The 22,038-nt window shown below is 52.9% G+C and carries 12 protein-coding genes; 5 read left to right on the top strand and 7 right to left on the bottom strand.

Annotated elements, in window-relative coordinates; translation table 11 throughout:
• Positions 1-121: 121 nt before the first annotated feature.
• The 3 genes from REH51_RS02545 to rnk all read left to right on the top strand — a co-directional run bounded on the left by REH51_RS02545 (position 122) and on the right by rnk (position 3,608).
• Positions 122-1,366: a hypothetical protein gene (locus tag REH51_RS02545; protein ID WP_498936764.1), complete on the top strand. Its 1,245-nt coding sequence runs from the start codon at positions 122-124 to the stop codon at positions 1,364-1,366.
• 347 nt (positions 1,367-1,713) lie between these two features.
• Positions 1,714-3,066, top strand: a complete 1,353-nt coding sequence (gene gdhA / locus REH51_RS02540) for an NADP-specific glutamate dehydrogenase (RefSeq protein WP_009721837.1) — start codon at positions 1,714-1,716, stop codon at positions 3,064-3,066.
• Positions 3,067-3,194: 128 nt separating this feature from the next.
• A complete protein-coding gene (gene rnk, locus REH51_RS02535; RefSeq protein ID WP_009721838.1) occupies positions 3,195-3,608 on the top strand; it encodes a nucleoside diphosphate kinase regulator in 414 nt (137 codons plus the stop codon).
• 81 nt (positions 3,609-3,689) lie between these two features.
• Here rnk and rfaH read toward each other — a convergent pair whose 3' ends face one another.
• Genes rfaH through REH51_RS02500 form a run of 7 tightly spaced genes read right to left on the bottom strand, consistent with a single transcriptional unit; the run spans position 3,690 to position 18,574 of the window.
• Positions 3,690-4,217, bottom strand: a complete 528-nt coding sequence (gene rfaH, locus REH51_RS02530) for a transcription/translation regulatory transformer protein RfaH (RefSeq protein WP_009721839.1) — start codon at positions 4,215-4,217, stop codon at positions 3,690-3,692.
• Positions 4,218-4,220: 3 nt separating this feature from the next.
• Positions 4,221-5,555 carry an aminotransferase class I/II-fold pyridoxal phosphate-dependent enzyme gene (locus REH51_RS02525; protein WP_009721840.1) on the bottom strand — a complete coding sequence of 445 codons (1,335 nt, stop codon included), beginning with the start codon at positions 5,553-5,555 and terminating at the stop codon, positions 4,221-4,223.
• On the bottom strand, positions 5,552-12,868 hold the full coding sequence (locus tag REH51_RS02520) for a type I polyketide synthase (RefSeq protein WP_498936762.1): 7,317 nt from the start codon (positions 12,866-12,868) through the stop codon (positions 5,552-5,554). The genes REH51_RS02525 and REH51_RS02520 overlap by 4 nt, the downstream gene beginning before the upstream one ends.
• The gene (locus REH51_RS02515; protein ID WP_009721842.1) at positions 12,865-14,487 is read right to left on the bottom strand and encodes an LTA synthase family protein; all 1,623 of its coding nucleotides are present in this window, start codon (positions 14,485-14,487) and stop codon (positions 12,865-12,867) included. The genes REH51_RS02520 and REH51_RS02515 overlap by 4 nt, the downstream gene beginning before the upstream one ends.
• A gap of 1 nt (position 14,488) precedes the next feature.
• Complete coding sequence (locus tag REH51_RS02510) at positions 14,489-15,295, bottom strand: SDR family NAD(P)-dependent oxidoreductase (protein WP_009721843.1); 807 nt, start codon at positions 15,293-15,295, stop codon at positions 14,489-14,491.
• Complete coding sequence (locus REH51_RS02505) at positions 15,292-16,527, bottom strand: capsule polysaccharide biogenesis protein (protein ID WP_009721844.1); 1,236 nt, start codon at positions 16,525-16,527, stop codon at positions 15,292-15,294. Before REH51_RS02505 ends, REH51_RS02510 begins: the two co-directional genes overlap by 4 nt.
• Position 16,528: 1 nt before the next feature.
• The gene (locus REH51_RS02500; protein ID WP_039868450.1) at positions 16,529-18,574 is read right to left on the bottom strand and encodes a capsule polysaccharide biogenesis protein; all 2,046 of its coding nucleotides are present in this window, start codon (positions 18,572-18,574) and stop codon (positions 16,529-16,531) included.
• A 339-nt stretch (positions 18,575-18,913) separates the two neighbouring features.
• On the opposite strand from REH51_RS02500, the gene REH51_RS02495 reads away from it, so the two are divergent.
• Entirely contained in the window at positions 18,914-20,911 is a 1,998-nt protein-coding gene (locus tag REH51_RS02495) for a sensor domain-containing diguanylate cyclase (protein ID WP_009721846.1), read from the top strand.
• A gap of 140 nt (positions 20,912-21,051) precedes the next feature.
• Entirely contained in the window at positions 21,052-21,999 is a 948-nt protein-coding gene (locus REH51_RS02490; protein WP_009721847.1) for an AEC family transporter, read from the top strand.
• The last annotated feature ends 39 nt before the right edge of the window (positions 22,000-22,038 follow it).

Here is a 22,038-nt window from a genome sequence, read left to right as displayed (position 1 = left end):
GAGCGGTGCGGAGGAGGGGTGTGCTTAGCAGGCTACTTTTGATTGGTTTCCATCGTATAGCCATTGGCGAGTATACTTTGACCTGCGCTAGTTTCTTCATTTGGCTACAAGAGATTGCTTTATGGCACCGCTGCCGAGCTTTGTTTTACGTTCATTACCAATCATTACAGCAGCTACGCCTGGTGCTTTTAGAATATTTGTTATTACATTTTCTATGTTCTTTATCGCTGGCGAAGAGGTTGTGGCTTTTTCTACGCAGTATACGCTTGCCGCGTTCTTTGTGATGATTTGTGGTATAGGGTTTTCTACGATATTGGTTAAAGGGATGGCGCAAGAAGATAGCATTAATACTTTTTTAAGCTACTCTTTGTCATCTGTTGTTGTAGGGGGGGCGGTGTCCCTTGTCGCTTTGCTGATGGTTTCGTGGTTTTTGATTATTCCGGATTTTTTATCATTGTTTTTCTTGATAATTTCTACGTCGGTTTATCAGGTTTTTAGAAATTATCTTATCTTTAAAAAAGATTTTTATCGGCTATTGGTTAACGATATTTTGATAGGTTTGTTATTTGTTTTTTGTTTATTAGGTGTCTATGTTGTTCAGGGTAAGGTTGATGGTTCTGCTGTTTTTGTTTTTTTATCTTTTTCATATTTAGCATCGTTGTGTATTGTCTTTGCCTGGCGTTTTTATCAAGCGCGCGAGGCACCTAGCGAAGATAGTGTAGCCTTGATATCTAAAGATAAAGCGGTTTCTAGCCTAGTAGTAGGTATGTCTAATGCGGCAAGCGGGGGCGTGAGGTTCATTCTTCCTTCCTTTTTTGCCGCTTTGGGCGGCGGCGAGATCGCGATTGTTGCCTCCATTGCGGCCTTGGTTTTTAGCTCGATCTCTGCCGTTCCTAGGGGGGTGATCAATAACGGCACGGCTGCTTTATCTAAAATGATATTGGCGAAACATTTTGATAGTCAGTTTGTATTAAGCCTGCGCTATAAGGTGAAGCTTATTATCGCTACGTTGTTTCCTTCTTTAACGCTCTTTATTTTTATTTATTTGTATGTATTTGTAGAGATTGATGATTTTTTAGCATCGATTGTATTTGTGGCTGCGCTTGGGTTTTATATTGCTACCGCTCAGCTTGGTGTTGTTGAGTCTGTTATGGTTAATTTATGTGGATATGAGCGACAAGCATTTTATTTTAACCTTGCTGTTTTTTTAGGCGTCATAGTTGTTTTTATGTTACCTAATCTTTTGCCAGCTATGAAAAATGCATTCTTTATTATTTATTTATTGCCTATATTGCTAGGCGTCATCAATATTTTTAGAATGTTTTGGTATCGGCAGTTGGTGGGGCGGTATTTTGCGACTGCTTGATAATGTTTGGTAGGCCTGCTTGTTGTTTAGAAACATTGAATGTGATGACTTAGGGTAGCCGTGTCTAAATCACGGGTGCCTCATTCGCTCGTTCTTGGCGCGGTTCTTTATGCCACGCCACGCACGGTATGTGGGGCTTTTTTCTTTTTTTCGTTAATAAATCGTTTATTAGATTTTGTTAATTGCACCAAAACGGGGCGATTTAGCTACCACTTTAGTCTATTTTTGATGCGATTTTTGCCTATACCGAACCGGCATAGGGTATGCAGGTTTACGTGCTCGCAGTTAAATACGTCATCGCTCTGGCCAGCAAATCGACGTTTTTAACTATAAAAGGGTGCCTGTTTATGCCTTATGTCCACGATACGCTGACGCGTTTAGCGAAAAGTAGCCCTGCACAAACTGAGTTTTATCAAGCCACTGAGGAAGTGCTTGAGTGTCTTCGCCCGTTGTTCGAGCGTGCGCCGCATTACCATCAGCACAGCATTATTGAGCGTATTGTTGAGCCGGAACGCCAAGTGATGTTTCGGGTGAGCTGGGTGGATGATGCCGGCCGTGTACAGGTGAACAAAGGCTATCGCGTGCAATTTAATTCGGCGCTTGGCCCTTATAAAGGCGGTTTGCGTTTTCACCCCAGCGTGACGTCGGGCACCATTAAGTTTTTAGGGTTTGAGCAAATCTTCAAAAATGCGTTAACGGGGTTGCCGATTGGTGGTGGTAAAGGCGGTGCTGACTTTGATCCGAAGGGGAAGTCTGACAACGAAATCATGCGTTTCTGCCAGGCTTTTATGTCGGAACTTTATCGTCATATCGGGCCGCATACTGATGTGCCCGCTGGGGATATCGGCGTTGGTGGGCGAGAAATTGGTTACCTATTTGGCCAATATAAGCGTTTAACGGGGCGTTACGAAGGCGTGCTGACTGGGAAAGGGCTAAACTGGGGCGGCTCTCTTGGCCGGAAAGAGGCCACTGGCTACGGTGCGGTCTATTTTGCCGAGAACATGCTGGCAGCTAAAGATGAAGCCTTGCGTGGTAAAACATGCTTGGTATCTGGCGCGGGCAACGTGGCGATCTATACTATTGAGAAGCTATATGAGCTAGGTGCGAGGCCAGTTACCTGTAGTGATTCAAAAGGGATGATTCACGACCCGAGCGGCATCGATTTAGGTTTGCTAAAACAGTTAAAAGAAGTACAGCGTGTATCGCTGGAAAGCTATCTGCACGATCATCCCGAAGCCCACTATATTCCGGCTCGCGATTATCCGCAGGATGGCCACGCGGTTTGGCGTATTGAAGGCGAGGCGGCGTTCCCTTGTGCGACGCAAAACGAGCTGACCGAAGCCGATGCCAAGGCACTGTTAGCCAATGGCGTTACCTGCGTGAGCGAGGGGGCGAACATGCCTTCTACCAAAGAGGCGGTAGATGTCTTTTTGGAGGCTAAAATTGCCTATGGGCCTGGCAAGGCAGCTAATGCGGGTGGTGTGGCGACCAGCCAGTTGGAGATGGCCCAGAACAGCAGTATGGAACAGTGGCCGTTAGAGAAGGTTGACCAGAAGCTTAAACAGATTATGGCGGATATTTATCGTCAGTGTGCGGATACAGCAAGCGAATTTGGCGAACCTGACAATCTTGTATTGGGAGCAAACATTGCGGGCTTCCGCAAAGTGGCCGATGCGATGATTGAGCAGGGCGTTATCTAATCGCTTTTATTAGCTAAACCACATACACTGTCGTGACACAGTCCTTTCCCTTTGGGGAAGGGCTGTTTTCGTTGGTGCGTTTTACACTCACTAACATCACTATTGATTGCTTTCCAAGGAGAGTAGAAATGGGGCAGCGTCCTCCTATTATCATTAACCGTCTTGATGCTGAACGACTTCAGCGCCTGATTGATACTGCATCTGAAAAAGACATGATGGTGGCGGAGCTACTGGAAGAAGAGTTGGCCCGCGGAGAGGTGCTTGACCCTCAGGATATACCTGAGGATGTGGTCAGTATGAATAGCCAGATACGCTTTACTGACCTGACCCGCGAGCGTCAGATGATTCGAACGTTGGTGTATCCTCATGCGCTTGAAAGCGTCGAGGATGGCATTTCGGTGATGGCACCGATTGGCGCAGCGTTAATTGGCTTGCGAGTAGGCGATGTTATTGAATGGCCGTTACCCAACAACACCGAAGTACGTCTACGTATTGATGCTATTTTCTGGCAGCCCGAGCGAGAGAAGCAATTTCATCGATAAGGTTGTGCGGCTCTGCCGCCAACGCGGGTGCCTCATTCGCTCGTCCCTCGCGAGATTCGTGACACCCGCGATGTGAGAGTATCACCCCTCGCGCTTTTGTAAGCTGTCGACAGATATCTCGACATCCTGTGGGCGTTGTAGCACGTTAAGCAGCACAATGGCGCGCTCTTCGCCTTTGCAGCGTTTAAAGACGGCTTCTAAATCTCTGAATGGCCCGTCGGTGATCGTCACTTTTTCCCCTGCGCAGAAGTAGCTGTGGCTGCCTTCCTGACGGTGCGGCTGTGCACGTAGGGTATCTACCAAGGCGTCCGGCACGGCAATGGGCGTATTGCCAAAGGTGAGTAGGCGCAGTACGCCACGGGTGGAGCGAATTGGCCGCCAGTTGCTGACGATCTGATCCAAACGAATAAACAGGTAATAGGGGAAAAGTGGTTCGGTCACCAGCGTGAGTTTGCCTTGGCGCTTACGTTTGGCGTTAAGTACGGGGTGGAACACCTCGTACCCTTGGTTGGTGAGGTGTTCAGCGGCGCGAAATGACTCGCCGCCTTTGCATTGAATCACATACCAGCAGGGGTTGGTCCACTTTGCTTGGGTTTCGAGCTCCTCCATAAATCACCCTTTGGCGTTTGCGAGCAGTAGCGCGAGTGCATCCAGCGTTTGGTCAACATGGGCTTTCGTGTGTTCACAGGAAAGAAAAAAGCGTAGCCGAGCGCTTTTTTCAGGAACCGCAGGATACAGAATAGGCTGCACATTAATGTGCTGTGCAAACAGCGCATGAGAGAGATGTGCCGCGAGCGGCGAGCTTCCCACAATAACGGGTACGACGGCAGAGCCAATGCTGTGGCCGGTGTCCATTCCCCTAGCTTGTGCCTGCTCTAGGAAGTAGCGCGAAATTGTCTGTAACTGGGTAACGCGCTCGGTTTCCTGGGGCATCAATTCCAGTACTTTAAGCGAGGGAGCAGCCACTTGGGCGGGCATGCCGACGCTATAAAGAAAGCCGGGTGCAAAGTAGCGCAGCGTTTCTACCAGCGCTTTATTGCCTGCGATATAGCCCCCGCAGCCTGATAGCGTTTTGCTCATGGTGCCCATCCAAATATCAACATCGGTTGGGTCAACCGCAAAGTGCTCTCGTAAGCCTAGGCCAGTGTCGCCCATGACGCCAAACGAATGCGCTTCATCTACCATCAACCACGCCTGATGGCGCTGCTTTAGTTCAATAAAGCGGGGCAAGTCGGGGATGTCGCCATCCATGCTGTAAAGCCCTTCGATAACGACAAGTACGCGTTCAAATTGATGGCGGTGACGACTTAACAGGGCGTCCAGTGCGGCGGGATCGTTATGGCTGAAAGACATGCGCTTAGCGCCGGAAAGTTGCGCGCCGACTAACGAGCTGTTGTGAATGTACTCGTCGTGAAGCACGAGGTCTTTCGGGCCTAACAGATAACCAAGGGTGGACACATTTGTCGCGTGACCGCTGACAAAAGCAACGGCGTCTTCAACACCATAGATGTTGGCGATCGCCTGTTCTAGTTCACCGTGAATAGGACGTTCTCCCGACACAACGCGACTGGCCGATACGGATGTGCCGTAGTGAGCCGCTGCATCGGATGCTGCTTGAACAACCCGCGGGTCGCCGGAGTAACCCAGGTAGTTATAGCTGGCGAAATTGATGCACAAATGTCCATCAATCACGCTGGTGGCACCGGCGAGCCCGTCGTGGACTTTAAAGAACGGGTCTATCAGGCCTAGCTGTTTTGCGCCCTGACGCATCATGACTAGCTGTTGATAGCCCGGGTGGGCATCAAATCGTGTAAAGCGCTCGGGAACCGTCCGAGTTGCCTCAGCGCCTGACGTAGCAGGCGTTTGGGGGCTGGTGGCTCGGGGCGTTGGGCGCTTGCGTGCCTGTTCCAGCAGCTGTCGTTTCAGTTCAGAGCGCTTTACGGTCATGGTGTCTCGGTGGTCGATGTTGAAGCCGTCTCATTGTTGAGCCCGTCCGCCCCGTGGCGAGCGGCCAGAGAGGCTAACGCATCTTGTGGCGCTTCTTCAACATCATTGTCATGCTGATGTAACTTTTGAATCAGCACAACTGCCAGCTTGTTCAACGTTGACGCCTCACTCAGCACCATTACCGGTACTTGCACATTTAGGCGGTTCTCGATGGCGGTCATCAATTCAACGCCCATGAGTGAATCAAAGCCCATATCGTACACCGAGCGATTAATGTCGATTTTCTCTTCATCAATCAACAGAATACTGGCCAGTTCTGCGCGCAGTAGGTCGGTAATGGTGCTATGTAACTCTTCGGGCGAAAGGTCGGCCAGTAGAGCACTGATATCGTCGTCGTGGTCAATGCTGCCATCATCATCGCTGGCGCGGGCAATTTCGTTGAACCGTGGTGCTTGGGCTGTGGGCAAGAAGCGCGCCAGTGCTCCCCACTCAAGCTCAAGAACACCAAGGCTTGGCCCAGGTGTTAGCAACATTTGCTCGAGCACATTGAGGGCATCATCAGAGCGCAGCGCAGAACCGCCTAAGCGCTCTTGCAACGCATCTCGTGTGCGCGTGTTGCGTGCCAGGAAACCGACATCTTCAATGGCACCCCAGCGTACACAGGTGGCAGGAAGGCCAGCGGCGCGGCGGCGGGCAGCAAAGGCTTCTAGCCAGTGGTTAGCGGCAACGTAATTGGCCTGCCCTGGGTTACCAAATAGCGTGGTAGCCGAGGAGTAGAGCACAAAGAAGTCTAGCTCAATGTCGCGGGTGAGGACGTCCAGGTGACGGGCACCGTCAATTTTAGGAGCCAGTACCTTTTGAATGCGCTCAGCATCTAAGTTGCGAATCAAGCCGTCGTCGATCACCGTCGCGGCATGCACGATGCCACGCAGCGGGCTAAGTTCGCGTTGGACGCGTCCCATAACGCTCGCTAGCGCATCGTGATCGGTAATATCACATGCTGCTGCTAGTACCTTCACGCCTTGGGCTTCGAAGGTTGCGATAGCTGACTGGGCTTCTTCGCTAGCGGGGCCGCTACGGCTTAGCAGGACAAGCTGACGTGCGCCTTTGCTGACCAGCCATTGGGCAGTTTTTAGGCCAAAGCCACCTAGTCCACCGGTCACCAGATAGCTGGCATCGGCAGCCAGTGTCATGGCGCCCGTGCCTAAGAGTTCGTCACGCGGCGGCGCAATAGGTTGTTCGTAGGTGACCACGACTTTGCCGATTTGGCGTGCTTGCTGCATGTAACGGAAGGCGTCAATCACCTGGCTGTGGCTGAACGCTGTGAACGGCAGCGGACTTAATGTGCCATCGTTAAACAGCGCCATCATTTCACCGAACAGGCGTTGGGTGAGGGCAGGCTGCACTTTCATCAGCTGATCGGAGTCGATGCCGAAGTAGCTCAAGTTGTTGCGGAACGGGCGCAGGCCAATATGGGTGTTTTCATAGAAGTCACGTTTGCCTAATTCTAGGAAGCGGCCAAACGGGCGCAATGCGCGGAGGTTTTGGTTGATCGCTTCGCCTGCCAAAGAGTTCAGTACGATATCTACGCCTTCGCCTTGAGTGTCCTCTAGGATCTCTTCAGCAAACGTCAGCGAACGGGAGTCGTAGATGCGTTCTTCACCCATGAGGCGCAGGAAGTCGCGCTTCTCTTCAGACCCGACCGTGGCATAGATGTCGGCACCCAGCCATTGGGCAATTTGCAGCGCGGCGATCCCTACGCCGCCAGCGGCGCCGTGAATCAGTACTTTTTCGCCAGGCTCCAGGCGTGCCAGATGTTTCAGCGCGTAGTACACCGTAAAGAAGGTGGTAGGAATCGTCGCAGCGGCGGCATAGCTCACGCCTTCAGGCAGTGGCGCTACGGCATGCTGGCTGGCAATCAGCCGGTCGCTGAAGCTGGCTGGCCCAAAGCCTACGACCGCTTGGCCGGGCGCAATGTGCTGGACATTGGCGCCAACCGCGAGAACCTCCCCCGAAAACTCAAGCCCTAGGGTTGGCCCGGCAAAGCCATTTTCAATCGCTTCATCGGACAGTAAGCCAAGGGTGTACATGACATCGCGGAAGTTGAGGCCGGTTGCTTTGACGCGAATTTCTACCTCATCTGCACCCAGTTCAGGCAGCGGGCGTGGCCGCCACTGCAGCTGGCGCAGTTGTCCAGGCAAGGTAAAGCCCAGCGTCATTGCTTGATGAGGCGCAGCGCTTGCCTGTTTCTCTGGATGAGGCGCGGGCAGGGTGCGAAGACGCGTGGCAAACCGTTCGCCTTCAACGGTTATTACCAGCTCGTTTTCATTATCTGGCATGGCAAGTGACGCTGCAAACGCGTTTAGCGTCGCATCGCTGGGTGTGCCTGGTAGGTCGATCAGCGTGACGCTATGGCCAACCGCTTCATTTGCTAGCGAGCGGCCAAAGCCCCATAGCGCGGCGTCATCGCCTGTACTGGCATCCTGGGTCGACAGCCAAAGCGTGACGCGGCTGCCTTGGCTTTCAAGCCCGCTTGCTTCTAATGCCAGCGACCATTGCTGTGCTGCGTAACAGCGTTGGGTTTGGGCGGTGGTTGTACTGCCCTTTAGCCCACGTAGGTCAATCACATTGAGTGCGGCAGGTGCGTCTTGGCGTTCCCTCAGCGCTGTATTTAACAGTGCTTGCGGAGTTGCATCGCTGACGGTTAGCCATGTGTTGGTCGTGCCTAGCCGCTCTGCAAGTTGGGCGGCGAGTGTTTCGTGCTCAGCGTCAGAGACAATTAGGTGGTATGCCTCTGCCGCATTTTGAATCGGTAAGTCATCACCTGCTGCGTATTGGGCATGAAGCAGGTAAGCGCCGTTTTCTTCAAGCTCGACTGGCGGCGAAACGCTAAGGCCTTGGTTGGTTAACCAATCGCGTAGGGTGTCTTGTTCCAGGGCCGTTTGGTCGATGCCTGGTGTGGCCAGCAAATCATCCAGCCAACGGCTGGGGTGAACGCTGATCACCATTACCTGAGCACCAGGGGCAAGCTGGGCAGGCAGGGCTTCAATCAGTTGGCGGGTGCGTTCGGGCTGGGTCACGTCCACGCTGATAAACGCCAGTTGGGCTTTTTCTGCACTGCTAAGCGTGGGCAATGAGTCGTCCAGCGGCTGAACATCTATCAGCGGGAAGCGCTCTTGAAGCTGTTCCGCCTGATGGCGAGCTGTGTCGCTGGTGGTGATGGCACGGTAGTGGTGCGCATCTTTCGCGATGAGTGCCGTGTTAGCCAACTGTTCGAGCAGGCGCTGGCCAAGGGCAGGAGCACAAGGGCCCGCTTCCAACAGCTGCACTCGCTGACCGTTGGGCAGCGTGGCTAGCGTGGCCTCCATCAATGCGCCAAGCTCGGCCGCTAGCACTTGCCAGCCGTCTTCGCCGATAAGGACGCGGTTAATGCCCGCCAGGTGCTCAGCCGTAATGCCTAAGCTTTCAAGTGTATCGCTGCCGCTGGTGAGTTGCTCACGGTGCAGCCCTAAGCGGCCCACCATATGAATAGGGGCAAAATAATCGGGGTAATCCTGTACCAGTAACTGCCAAATGGTTTCGGGTGCGAGTTGATCTTCGCCACTGTCAACATTAACGCCAGAAAAAGCTTCACTAAGGCTATCAAGTAACGGTGATACTTCTTGGGCATAGCGTTGACCAGTGCTGGCGGCAAACGCATCGCTTAGCCCTGCTAGTCGGGTGAATGCATTGTCAGGCAATGGTAGTTTTGCCGCGGTCAGCGGGGCAGGCGTTAACTCAACATCCAGGTAGCTAAAATGCTGATGGTGGGCGCGGTTCAGGCGAATCGCTTTGAAGCGAGTTTCACTGAGTACGGCCACGGCGTTGCCAGCAGCATCATACAGCTCGAAGTCGGCGGTGAAGGAGTGAGGTGCGCGTTTACCCATCACGGCCCGTGCTAGCACGGGGGCACCGGCTTCAGCGTTAACCTGAATGCGCCCAACGCGAACTGGCACGAAGGCTAACTGCGCTGCAAACTCGCTGTGTTGAGCCAGCAGCGGAATAAACATCTGGAAAGCACTGTCCAGAATGCCCGGATGAACGTGCAGCGTATCGAGCTGCGACTGAACGCTATCGGATAGGGTAATTTCACCTATGACGCAGTCGCCTTCAATCCAGCCACGGCTAATGGCTTGGAACGCAGGGCCGTAATGCAGTCCGATGCGCTCGGCCATCTGCAAATGCTCGACCAGGGTATAGTCAGGTGCGCGGTTAGGCAGGCTAGGCACTTGGCGGTTGAGCAAAAAGCCTCGGCTTTCGCGCATACGGCGAGCAACAGCATTTAGCTGCCATTCGCTGCCGGTTGCAGGCTCGCGGGAGTGGATCGCTAAGCGGCCGTCGTCTGGGTCCAGCGTTAAGCGCATGGTGCGGCCATTGGGGCCATCCAGAAGCAACGGGGCGCGAATCTCCAGCTCTTCAATGTCTAAAAGCGGAGTGTCTTTCTGCTGCAGGGCCGCGGCAAGCGTCAGCTCCACAAACCCAGCGCCCGGGAAGACTGCGCCTTCGCCGACGACGTGGTCAGCAAGCCATGGCTGGCGCTTGGTGTCCAACTGGCTTTCCCAGGTGTGATCCTGCTGCGCCAATGGGTAGCCCAATAGCGGGTGCTGGTAATAACGGGAAAGCAGCCCCTGACCATCGTTAGTGCCTTGCACCCAAAGCTGGGTGCGTTGCCAGGCGTAGCGTGGCAGCAGCACTCGCTGGCCTTCCACGGGGAAAAAGTGGTGGCTATTAAGCGTTAACCCGCTTAGCAGCAATTGGCCAAGGCAGCGAGTTAAGCCGTCTACGCCTGACATATGACGCTCAATGGTGCCTAGCACTAATCCGCTGCGCTCTTGCTGGCGCAGGGACTCGTTCAGATAGCGGCGTAGGATAGGATGGGCGCCGACTTCCACAAAAACGTTATAGCCCTGCTCAATAAGCACCGTCGCGGCGTTATCAAATAGAACAGGTTCACGAATATTGAGCCACCAGTAATGGGCATCCAGTTGTGTGCCTTCACTGATAGTGCCCGTGACGGTGGATACATAAGGAATCGTTGTGGTGCGCGGGCGAATGTCAGCCAAGGCTTCTAAAACGCCAGCTTTGATGCTGTCCATGGCGGGGCTGTGAAAGGCGTAATCCAATGGCAGGCGCTTAGCAAAGGTGCTCTGTTCGCTAAGGGCTGCTTCAATGGCGCTTAGTTGGTCACGGTCACCCGCTAAGGTGATGCCTTTGGGACTGTTAATGCCCGCCAAGCTGATGTTGCTAAATTCGGGTTTTTCAAGCCAGGGAGCGATCTCTTCCGCGCTCATGGCGACGGCCGTCATTTCCCCAAGGCCACGGGTTTTGCCTTGGTAGAAGCTGCGGTAGTAAATAACGTTAACGGCGTCTTCTAGCGTCAGTGCGCCGGACGCCCACGCGCCAGCCACTTCGCCAACGCTATGGCCGAATACGGCGGTGGGCACAATGCCCTTGGATTTAAGCCATTCGGTTAACGCTACCTGCAGTGCAAACAGTGCCGGCTGAGCGATTTCAGTGCGATCAAAGCGGCCAACGCCGGCTTCTGACTGGTTGCGGCCCGCCAGCTCGTCACGCAGTGAAAAATCGCCATGTTTCTGGAATAGGGCATCCACACGATCAATGGCATCGCTAAACGCTGGTTCGCTATCCAGCAGGTCGTGGCCCATGTTTTCCCATGGGCAGCCGTTGCCGTCGTATACGAACACTGGGCCGCGGGCGTTAGCTAAGCGCTCAAGTGTCACAACGCTGTTGGTTTCACCTTCGGCAAACTGGCTGAGCGCACTGACGGCGGCTTCCGGTGTTTGGGCGAAGCAGAGCGCGCCATGCGTGTGTTGTTCACGGTGGCTGTTCAGCGTATGAGCAATATCATAAAAAGCATGATCGCTTTCGCGTAAGAAATTCGCTAGTTCGCGGGCATTATCTGCCAGCGCTTCCTGGCTTCGTGCACTAATGCGAAGTGGCAGCGGGGTATCGGGCACTTGGCGAGGTGTTGATGCTTTTTCTGGAGCGCTTTCCAGTATGACGTGAGCGTTGGCACCGCCAAAACCAAAGGAGTTAACGCCAATGACCAAGCGGCCCTGTTTTTTGAGCGCCTGGGCTTTGGTAACAACGCTAATGTTCCACTCATCAAATTTGATACGAGGATTAAGGTTGCGTATGCCAATCGTGGCGGGCACTTCACGGTGCTGCAGGCTGTAGAGCGCTTTAGCAAGTCCGGCAACGCCAGAGGCCGTTTCTAAATGACCAAGGTTACTTTTCACTGAGCCAATCAGGAGCGGCGTTTTACGGTGCTTGCCGAGTGCTTCGCCGATAGCACGAGTTTCAATGGGGTCGCCAACGGCGGTGCCGGTGCCGTGAGCTTCAAGGTAGTCGATCTCGTCCGGCGAAATGCCCGCTTGTTCGTAGGCGCGGCGCATTAAATCAATCTGTGCGCTGGGATTGGGCACGGTGAGGCCGGACTTGTGGCCGTCAGTGTTAACCGCTGAGCCTGCTACCACGGCTAGGATATTATCGCCATCGGCCACGGCTTGATCATAATCTTTTAGCAAAAATAGCCCGGCGCCTTCTGAACGCACGTAGCCATTGCCGGCTTCATCGAAGACTTGGCAGCGCCCAGTGGGGGAGAGCATGCTGGCCTTCGAGAAAATAATAAAACCATACGGGTGCAGGTGCAGGCTTATGCCCCCCGCCAGCGCCATGTTGGTTTCGCCGCTGCGAATTGATTGGCACGCTTGATGGAACGCGACCATAGAAGATGAGCAGGCGGTATCCAGCGACATGCTGGGGCCATGCAGATCAAAGACGTAAGAAAGCCGGTTAGACGCAATACTTGAGGTATTACCTGTCGCGGTAGAGGCATCAATCGCTGACATGTCATCGGCCAGGCGATAGGAGTAATCAAGGCTGGCGACGCCAAGGAAAACGCCGCATTGGCTGGCGCGGAGGGTGCTGGGCACGATGCCCGCGCTTTCCATGGCTTCCCAGGTAAGTTCTAACAGCATGCGCTGTTGCGGATCCATGTTCGCCGCTTCACGGGGCGAAATGCCGAAAAACTCTGCGTCGAAGCCGCTGATATCGCCCAGGCTACCCGCGGCAAACGTGACGCTGGTGCCAGGGTGGCGTTTGTCAGGATGCCAGAAAGCATCGTGGCTCCAACGGTCGGGGGCCACTTGGGTGACGAGGTCTTTTTCGGCTTGCAGGTCCTGCCAGAACGTTTCAGGTGTGGTGCCGGGGAAACGATGGGCGGCGCCGATAATGGCAACGCGTTTAGTCATTCTTGCTCCTGAGGTTCTGGTTCTGCCTTGATCACATCGCTACTTATATCGCGTCCAAACGCTTGTTTAAATAGGTAGACGCCAAGTTCGTTTGCTTCCAGCGTGCACGACTCGCGCTCAATGGGCGGTTTGTCATGCAAATTACGATCTATTTCCGTTGACCATATCATGTACGGGGTGCTGCTAGCAGGAGGCGAATAGTGCCTATATGCGGCAGGCAGTATCGGTACGTGGTCACCGTACCAGCCCAACAGTCCTGGTCTTACAGCTGAGTTTAGCGCTGCTTTAACGCTTTCGAGCATTTTATCCGATTCACCTAGATGGTGCAGGTAAACGGCCAAATCGCGCAAATGATGCGGCAGCGGCCACGGCGCTGCAGGCAATGTTGACGCTACCCCGGCCTTTTCGGGTGCTTCTAAGTGTAAAGGGCCGTGATTTTCCATGGTAATCACAAATACAAAGAGTGGCCTATTATCGTTATCTTCAAGCAGGCGTCCAATCTTTCGTGCAACCGCTTGGTCGCCAATGTACTGACCATGCTTATCCTGGCTTTCGAAGGCGCTAATGTCGACAAACGTCTCAAACCCCAGTTTTGGAATAACGCTGTCTCGCAGATAAAACGTAGCAGGGTAAGGATGAACACAAACAGTTCGATACCCTTGGGCTTTAAAGGCGCTGGCAATGCTGGGCAACGTATGACGCGATAGCGTGCGGTAAGGATTGAACTGGCGCGGCCCCCAGGCATCAGGTGCTATGCCAGTTAACACGGCGCATTCGGTTCGCACTGTATTTGCGCCCCATGCGGGCACATTCAGCGCTCCCTTGGCTACAGCTTCCCTGCACGTAGCATCATAATTCGGCAGTAAGTCAGCGGCAATCTCGCTACACCATGGGCGAGGATCAAAAAACGATTCACTCTGTACCAACACAACGTTAGGCAGCGTCGCATGGGCGTCTTGCTCAAGGCAGTGTTGAGTCAATCGATGGAAGGGCGATGCGTCTGGTGTGGGCGGTTTGGAGTGGGCCAGGGCAATGCCGTATGTCCACAGGCTGGAAAATAGCCCCAGCCGATCTAGGTCAATCACAGGGTTAAGCGTGATAGACGGCAATTTGCGCCACCCCAGCCAAACAAACAGCGCACCGGTTGCTATCAGCGCTAGGCTATTAACTAGAAACGCTGTGCCGCCCCAGTGGCGGATCAGCGATGGTTCAAAAACCAAAAAACTACCAATGGCAATCGCCCCGGCACTGCTGGCAGCAATGGCAAGACCAATGCCAAAAAAAGGCACATACAGGCGTGGGTGCAAAACAGCATCCCAGAAGTATTCAAAGTCGTGACAGATAAAGGGTTCGTTCAACGTGCGTGATTTGGTATTGCTGGACTGCACGACCACGAGTTGCAGCGATAGAACGAAGACGACAGCAAACCAAGGGCGCTGCAGAAGCAGAATAAAGATCCCAAACAACAGTAACCAGCTGCCAAGGTGGACGATGTTTGTAGCAACGCCGCGCTTCCAGAGCGGGCGAGGGCGAGGGCTTAGCAGCGCCTCGAACAATAGGCTGCCTAGTAAACCTACTAAAAGCGGGCTAATAAACGTGGATGACAGTAAGAGCTGCACGCTACACGCCCCCGGTATGATTAAAGCCAAGGCGTTTAACGAGCCATTGAGAAATGCCAGCAGGTAGAACAGCTAGCCACCAGGTGCCGAAGTTCAGCGGAAAGGGAAAGCTAATACGAGCGCGGTTAGCGGTAATACCACGTTGTATGGCGTTGGCAGCGCGCTCTGGCGACCACTCCCAAGGCTTCGGGCCAGGCATGGCGTTACACATGGGTGAGGTGACGTAGCCAGGCATCACCACGGTCACGCCAATACCATGGGGTTCAAGTAAGCCTCTTAGGCCTTCTCCGTAGGCTTTAATGCCCGCTTTGCTGGCACTGTAACTAGGCGTTGTTGGTAAGCCGTGCCAGCCCGCCAATGAGCTAATAAACACCAACTGACCGCTGCCTCGTGCTTGCATGGCAGGCACAAGGCGCTGTGCCATCGCAATCGGCGCTTTCAAATTAATATCCAATAGCGCTTGAACCTCGTCCCATGGCTCTAGTGTGCTTTCGCTTGGGTGCGTATTGATACCCGCATTGGCAATCACAATATCTGGTACGTGTTCGTTGCATAGTGTATCGAGCCAAGCGTTGAGTTCGGTTTCGTCTGTCAAACTGGCCGATGAAAGCGATACTTGCGCGCCTTTTTCTCGACACGCCGTTGCCAACCCTTCAAGCGCCTGCTGATTGCGGCCATGTAGCACCAAGTACGTATTGGGGGTTGCATAAGCATGGGCTAGCGCCCCGCCTATTGCGCCGGTGGCTCCGGTAATCAGCACGCAGCGTGGGGTGCTAGAAGAGAGATGTGTCGTTACGCCAGCGCTCACAGCAACTTCTCCAACGGTGAGGGGCAGGCTTCCAGTATACGCGCTGCATTGTTCACGGCTAAATCGATACTGGGCTGGCAGTAAAAGCCACCGTTAATCTGCGTGGTGTGCATCACGGCATTGCGAAAATAGCTAAACAGCGCTTGGCTGGGCAGCGGTGGCTGATGCCAAAACTCATCTAGAGCGCCTTCGTAAGTGAGGCCCGCTAAATTGTAGATAGGGTCACTGAGCGCAAAAGTGGGGCACTGCTTTTCAAGGGAAACAATGCCGACCGTGCTGTTCACTGTGACGGTGCCCGTAGCGTGTTTCAGCAATGGATTGAGGTTGCCTGACTCCAGGTAAACGATACGCCCCTGGAGGCCGTAAAAATCCTCGAGCCTTTGAATAATGTCCGTGTAGTTAACCAGCCCCATATCTAGCGGATGGTTTTTTATGCACAGCAGTGAATCGCTAGGGGCGTGCAGAGCAAATGAACCCATGACGTGGTCCATCACCTCTTCCATATTGGCATAAGGCGAATGGTCACGAATCTGAGCATCGGTGTTGAGCTGCAGCGGCAACATAAAATAAGGCTTTCCGCCCTCTATCAGGTTTTTAATCCGTACTGCATCGCGCCTTTTCCAGTATCGAAGTAAGGTAAAGCGTTTGGCGTAGCCTGCATACTCCACCGGTGCAGTGATAGGCGCATGGTTACGGTAGTGCGGAGCCACCAGGGGATTCGCTAACCCCGCTAGGTGATAGCACATGTCGTGAGCGGCACGGATTTTAAAAGATGAGCGAAAGCGGACCGGTGCGGGTAATTTGGGCAGCGCTTTGCCCGTTTCGAAAAACCATTTGGGGTCCCTGGGTAGCAGCGAGTGTCCATTAACGCCCTCGCGTTCGAGGGTGACCCAAAAAGGACGAAAATAGCCTTCTTCAAAGACGTGAGTACGAATGCCAGCAGCGGGCGCTAAGTCTACCGCCGGGCGGTGAATTGGGCGGCGGTCACCAAACAGAACTTGGTCGGTAATGTCGTAGCGTTGCCAGAGCGACTGGATATAAGCCGGTAGCTCGCTTAACGGGCCGCGAAACAAATGGTTTTGACTGTGAGTGCGCTGCCAGTAGACGATATCGCCAGCGTTGAAGTTAACTTTTACCACGCGGTGTCCGTCGTCGGTTAGCCGACGGGCTAGACGCTGGTAAAAGGGCGAGCAGACGCCTTGGAGAAATAAGAATGCGCGCTTTTGCTTCAACTTAATGACTTCCAATGAATAAGTTACGATAGCAGCGATATAGTCGCTGCTTCCATGTAAGCATATGTTTTTGAGACTTAAATTGTTGTAATTTAGCCTGCTCCAACAGGCTGACTACCGTTTCAGCATTACACAGCTGCCGAGAGCCAGGGTCGACGTAGCTTGGGTATAGAAGCAGTGTTCCTGCTACCAGCGCATCCAGTGACAGCACCCGGTTTCGTCTCGGACAGTGCATGGCATCCTGGGTTAATCCCCAGCCTGCGTAAAACGGGAGGCCGTAGGTGTATACCTGGCGTTGACGAAGCAGTGCTTCAAAGCCGGTGAGCGAACTCATGGTATGCACTGCATCAACGCGTGCTAGCAGCACGGTGATATCTATATGACTAGCATCAAGATCATACAGGCGTTTGGCGTGGGTATCGAGTGCTCCGATACGAGCGCCGGTAATCACGTCAGGGTGAGCTTTATACACAATAAAGGCATCGGGGTTAGCATTTCGAACGGCTTTCAAAAGCGCACTATTAGTACTGATCTCTGGTGAGCCAGTGGCAATTGACGCATCACTTTCTACCTGGCCAGGCACCAAAATAATGTGTTTGTTGGCGGGTAATTCAATGGCTTCTTTGCCCGGTACATTATATTTGGAAAGCTTTAACGCGACTAACCGTTCGCGCAGCTGTGCCGCCCGCTCTAATAAGTCATCGCTGAAGTCGGCGGTATTAAGCAAGTTTTCTAGCTCGCTAGGTTGGCTGGGGTCGTAGTAAATGCCCAGGCGATCAATGACCAGGGATAGTGGCTGAGCAAGATCTACCCCTAGGCCAACCGATCGGATAAAACCGTCTTCCATTCGCCATAATGTCGCTAAATGGTCGCGGTGGCGGGCTTTAAAGTCATCGTTAATACGACTGGACCACACCAGTAAATTTGGTTTTTTAACATCTGCTTCGAAAGCAGCTGGCAGCTCTTTCTGATATACAATTTTTGCCGCTGGGCCAAGAAAATAGCCAATGAAGCGCTTTTTCCACGACGAGAAACCGCAGGCCACCCACTCCCCACGCAGACGCTCTTGCTGGCGCTTTTGGTCAGCAATCAGGGCAATCGTCTCTTCTAGCGTCGCGGTGTTGCCCGTGTAGGGGTTGGCATACCGGGTGTAGCGAAGATAGGCTGCGGCAAATACTTCTTCCAGGCGTCGCGGAACCCTTCTGCGAGTGCAACTGATCTGATCATGGGTTAACCCCCACCCCGCATAGAAGGGGAGGCCAAAACAGTGTACTTGCTTGCCAGCCATCAATGCTTCGAACCCCAACTGGCTTGTTACGACATAAACGGTCTTAACCCTATCAAATAGCGCCCAAGGGTTAATGTTATCGCTAACAATGTGGCAACGAGGATTCTCGTGAGCGTCTGCTAGATGGCCCTGTTTTTTGCCTGCGATGACGTCAGGATGTACTTTAATGAAAATATCGGCGTCAGGATGATTATTTAGAGCGCACGCTAACATTTGCCGAAAACTGTCTGCGTTAGCACCGCCATGGTGAATAGAGGCATCGCCTGCGGTTTGATCCACGACCAACACACTGTTAGTACCAGCATTGTCGGTTCCTACAGCGGGAAGCGGATAATCAGGCGCGTGGTTGTATTTTGATAAGCGATAACGTGATAGTTGCTCAATGCAGCGTTGGGCTTGAGCAAGTTCATCGTCGTCAAACGTGTCATGATTGAGCCAGTTTTCTAAATCACTAGGTCGAGAGGCGTCATAATAGATGCCCGTATAATCGACTACCATGCTATGAGGCTGATAGCCTTCAACCCCTAATCCTAAAGAACGAAGAAAGCCATCCTCTAGAGCGACATACGGTAGGCTATGGCGAGAGGCATAATGTCGAGCACGATCACTAGTGGGCTTAAGACCCCATCCAACGACCACATTCGGTTTAGGGCTCAGTGGCCTTATGCGTGAAAAATGTGAGTATTCAGGCAAAAAAGAAGCAAGAGCGTTGATCTTGGTAATACCGGGAGATGTATAGCCTGCTATTAGTTTTGCCATGAAAGAGCCGAATGGTGTCAAAAACAAGCGTAAATATAAACGCAAACAATTAAAGCGGCGAACATACGTGAAAAGGTCTAGCTTATCAATTAAGCCTAAAGTGGTCTTACGGCAAGAGGGTCCTTTGTTACATAATGATACATGTCAAAAAAACAACCACGTTGAATTACACCAACGCGCACTTCTCACGCCATTTTGGTAAGTTGTCGGTTTACAACGCGATTGGGGCAGATTCATTGGACGCAGTGGTAGTAAATGGTTACGGAAAAAGGGTGATTGGTGCGTCTGATCCCTGCCTGCAGAACGCCGATGTTCATAAGATCGATGTTTAGGAAATCGATGCTGAGTAAACCGATTCTTAGCACATTAAAAGGCCGGCTGCTGCTGGGGCTTTTGTGTGCGCTGTTATTGATGGCCGGCTTGGTGCTAGGGATGGCGTGGCAGGTGGGTAAAATCATGGTGCAAGAAACCAACATGGCCCACATGCGTTACGAAGCTGACCTGATAGCAGATGAAGTTACCCAACAGATCGACCACCGTTTCCAAGCATTAGACCGGCTAAGTAGCGTCCTTGGAATGTCTGATGATCCCGAATGGCTTGGCTATGAGCTGCGCAAAAACGATGCGCTATTGGCATGGTTTGACGCCATTGTTGTTAGCGATAGCAATGGGACAATAGTGTCAGATTGGCCAGCTGTTGCGGGGCGCGTGGGCCTTGATACAGCGGAGCTTGAATATTTTAAAATGCTGAAAGGTACGCGCAGGCCTTATGTCAGCGAGCCTTTTGTTGGCCGAGCTAGCGAAATGCCGATGGTGTTAGTGAGCGTGCCGCGATTAGACAGTGAAGGCCGGTTCGGAGGCATGATTGGCGGTGTGGTTAGTTTAGATAGCAGCGGGTTATTCAAACGCCTAGCAACTATTCGATTGGGTAGTGAAGGTTACGCTGCGGTTTCCACTGCCACTGGCAGAGTGTTATACCACCCGAATAGAACGCTAATTAACGATGATACCTTTGATGCAACGGCTATCCCTCTGTTGGATCTGGCGCTAGATGGCTGGCAGGGCGATGGCGTTGGTACTTTGCTTGATGGCCGAATTGGTCTGCAGTCCTACGCACAGGTGTGGCCGGCGAATTGGGTAGTAGGGCTTTATCTACCCATCGAACAAGCGCAGCAACCGCTTTCTGGTTTTATTCATAAGCTATGGTGGATCTGGGGTGTTACGGCGTTATTAATGATGCCCGTTTTATGGTGGTTGCTGGCGCGTATTTTAACGCCACTCAGTCGCCTGGAAGCACAAATTGGTGATGTAGGGCTTGGCCGCCGTTCTTACGTTGATCTTGCGACTAATATGCAAGAGCTGGAACAAGTAGCCAGCACATTTAATCGTGTTGAAGGTGAACGTCAGCAGCTTGTTGGGCACCTTCAAGAGCGTGAAGCATTTTTGGACTCGGTGCTTAATGCCTCGCCCCAAGGAATGTTTGTGGCTGACTTTGGCGGCAACATTACCTACATGAATCCCGCGCTACTAGACATCTTGGGTATTGAGTCTGATATGCCTATGGAAGCCTGGCTTGAGCAGATCCATATAGATGATCGCTCCGGCGCGAAAGACATGTGGATGCATAGCTTAAAAACCGGCAATGATTACATGCGTCAGCTGCGCTTTATTCGCAGTGACAAAGAGATGCTATGGCTGGATGTTCACGCCCGTGTGGTGATGCTTTCCCAAGGCGGTAACTCGCTTGGCTTGGTTGGCGTGGTGAAAGATATTACCGAGCGCCGTGAGCAAGAAGCGCTTCAACGCTGGGAAGCAGAGCATGATCCATTAACTGGGCTGCTCAACCGCCGTGGTTTTGAGCGTCGTCTTGAAGAAGCCTTTGCCGACTTCCAAAAAACCAGTACGCCGTCAGCGCTATTAATGTTCGATCTTGACCATTTCAAACCCATTAACGATGAAGGTGGGCATGCGTTAGGGGACGAAATGCTGCGCCGTATCGCTCAGGTAGTGGCGTGGGAAGTTCGCCGCAGCGACCACGTGGCGCGTCAAGGTGGCGATGAGTTCGGCGTGTTGCTGCCCAGCTGTACGTTAGGCCAAGCGCAACGTATCGCTGAATCGTTACGCCAAGCAGTGAGTGAAGTATCGGTTGTTCACGAGGGCAAAGAGTACTCAGTGACGCTGAGCATTGGTGTGACCAGCTTCGATGAGACCGACACTAACGTAGACGCTGCGCTTTCCCGGGCGGACTCCGCCAGTTACGATGCCAAAGGGAAGGGGCGTGACAGTGTAGTAGTCAAACTGACAAGGGCATTAGACCCACTGTCGTTATTTGAATAGCGGCATGCTTTGAATAACACGTGGCCGTCGCAATTCCGAGCTAGCCTTCTGTGTTGAGTCTCTTATTCATTCCCGTCAGTCGACAAACCTCGGGTGACGGTAGAATATAAGCGTCTGCTTATTCGATTGAGAGGGCTTTCGTGAACTTACTCGAGCTATTTTCCCGCACGCTAGATGTCACGTTACCTGTCTTCGCCATGGTGTTTGTAGGTATTGGCTTGAAGCGTTTGCAGTGGATCGACAGTGGGTTTGTCTCCACGGCGTCAGCTCTCGTTTTCAAAGCAACGCTTCCCACCCTCATTTTTTTGAGTTTGATAAAAGCCGACCTAAGCGTTGCGTTGGATTTGCCTCTACTGCTGTTTTTTGCCGCCGCTACCCTCGGCCAGTTCTTTATCAGCTGGGTATGGGCTAGCTATCGAGTGCCCAAAGCCGACCGCGGTATTTATGTGCAGGGCGCGTTCCGTGGTAACTGCGGCATCGTTGGGTTAGCGCTGGCGGCGGGGATGTACGGCAATTTCGGGCTTTCGGCCGGTAGCCTGCTGCTTGGTGTGGTTATTGTGATGTATAACGCACTTTCGGTGGTGGCTCTGGCGGCCTATCAGCCCGGCCAGTCAACAGAGTGGCGCAGCCTGCTAAAGCATATCATCACCAACCCGCTGATTATTTCTGTAGTTGCTGCGTTGCCATTCACTGCATTCTCGATTCCACTTCCCAGTTGGCTGATTACCTCAGGTGATTACTTCGCCTCGCTAACGTTACCCCTGGCATTGATCTGTGTCGGCGCCACGCTCTCGGTTGCCACCATGCGTAGCGGCAGTCAAACAGCATTAAGCGCCAGTAGCATGAAAATGATTGTACTGCCGCTGCTCGCCACGCTAGCCGCATGGGCGGTGGGGTTCTCTGGAGAGCAGCTAGGGTTGTTATTTCTATTCTTCGCCAGCCCAACCGCTGCCGCCAGTTTTGTGATGGTAAAAGCAATTAACGGCAATGTAGCGTTGGCCGCCAATATCATCGCGATAACCACCTTAATGGCCAGCGTCACCGTCACCACGGGTATCTTTGTGCTGCGCCTTGTAGGATGGATTTAACTGCGCGGTTGGCTGACACTCACCAACACGCTATACTAT

Source organism: Halomonas bluephagenesis, from assembly GCF_054790765.1.
This window is presented reverse-complemented; position numbering and strand designations above follow the sequence as displayed.

Excerpts from the sequence above, each read along its gene's own strand:
- REH51_RS02545 (WP_498936764.1), top strand. The coding sequence starts at position 122 with ATGGCACCGCTGCCGAGCTTTGTTTTACGTTCATTACCAATCATTACA.
- gdhA (WP_009721837.1), top strand. The coding sequence starts at position 1,714 with ATGCCTTATGTCCACGATACGCTGACGCGTTTAGCGAAAAGTAGCCCT.
- rnk (WP_009721838.1), top strand. The coding sequence starts at position 3,195 with ATGGGGCAGCGTCCTCCTATTATCATTAACCGTCTTGATGCTGAACGA.
- rfaH (WP_009721839.1), bottom strand. The coding sequence starts at position 4,217 with ATGGAGGAGCTCGAAACCCAAGCAAAGTGGACCAACCCCTGCTGGTAT.
- REH51_RS02525 (WP_009721840.1), bottom strand. The coding sequence starts at position 5,555 with ATGACCGTAAAGCGCTCTGAACTGAAACGACAGCTGCTGGAACAGGCA.
- REH51_RS02520 (WP_498936762.1), bottom strand. The coding sequence starts at position 12,868 with ATGACTAAACGCGTTGCCATTATCGGCGCCGCCCATCGTTTCCCCGGC.
- REH51_RS02500 (WP_039868450.1), bottom strand. The coding sequence starts at position 18,574 with ATGGCAAAACTAATAGCAGGCTATACATCTCCCGGTATTACCAAGATC.
- REH51_RS02495 (WP_009721846.1), top strand. The coding sequence starts at position 18,914 with ATGCTGAGTAAACCGATTCTTAGCACATTAAAAGGCCGGCTGCTGCTG.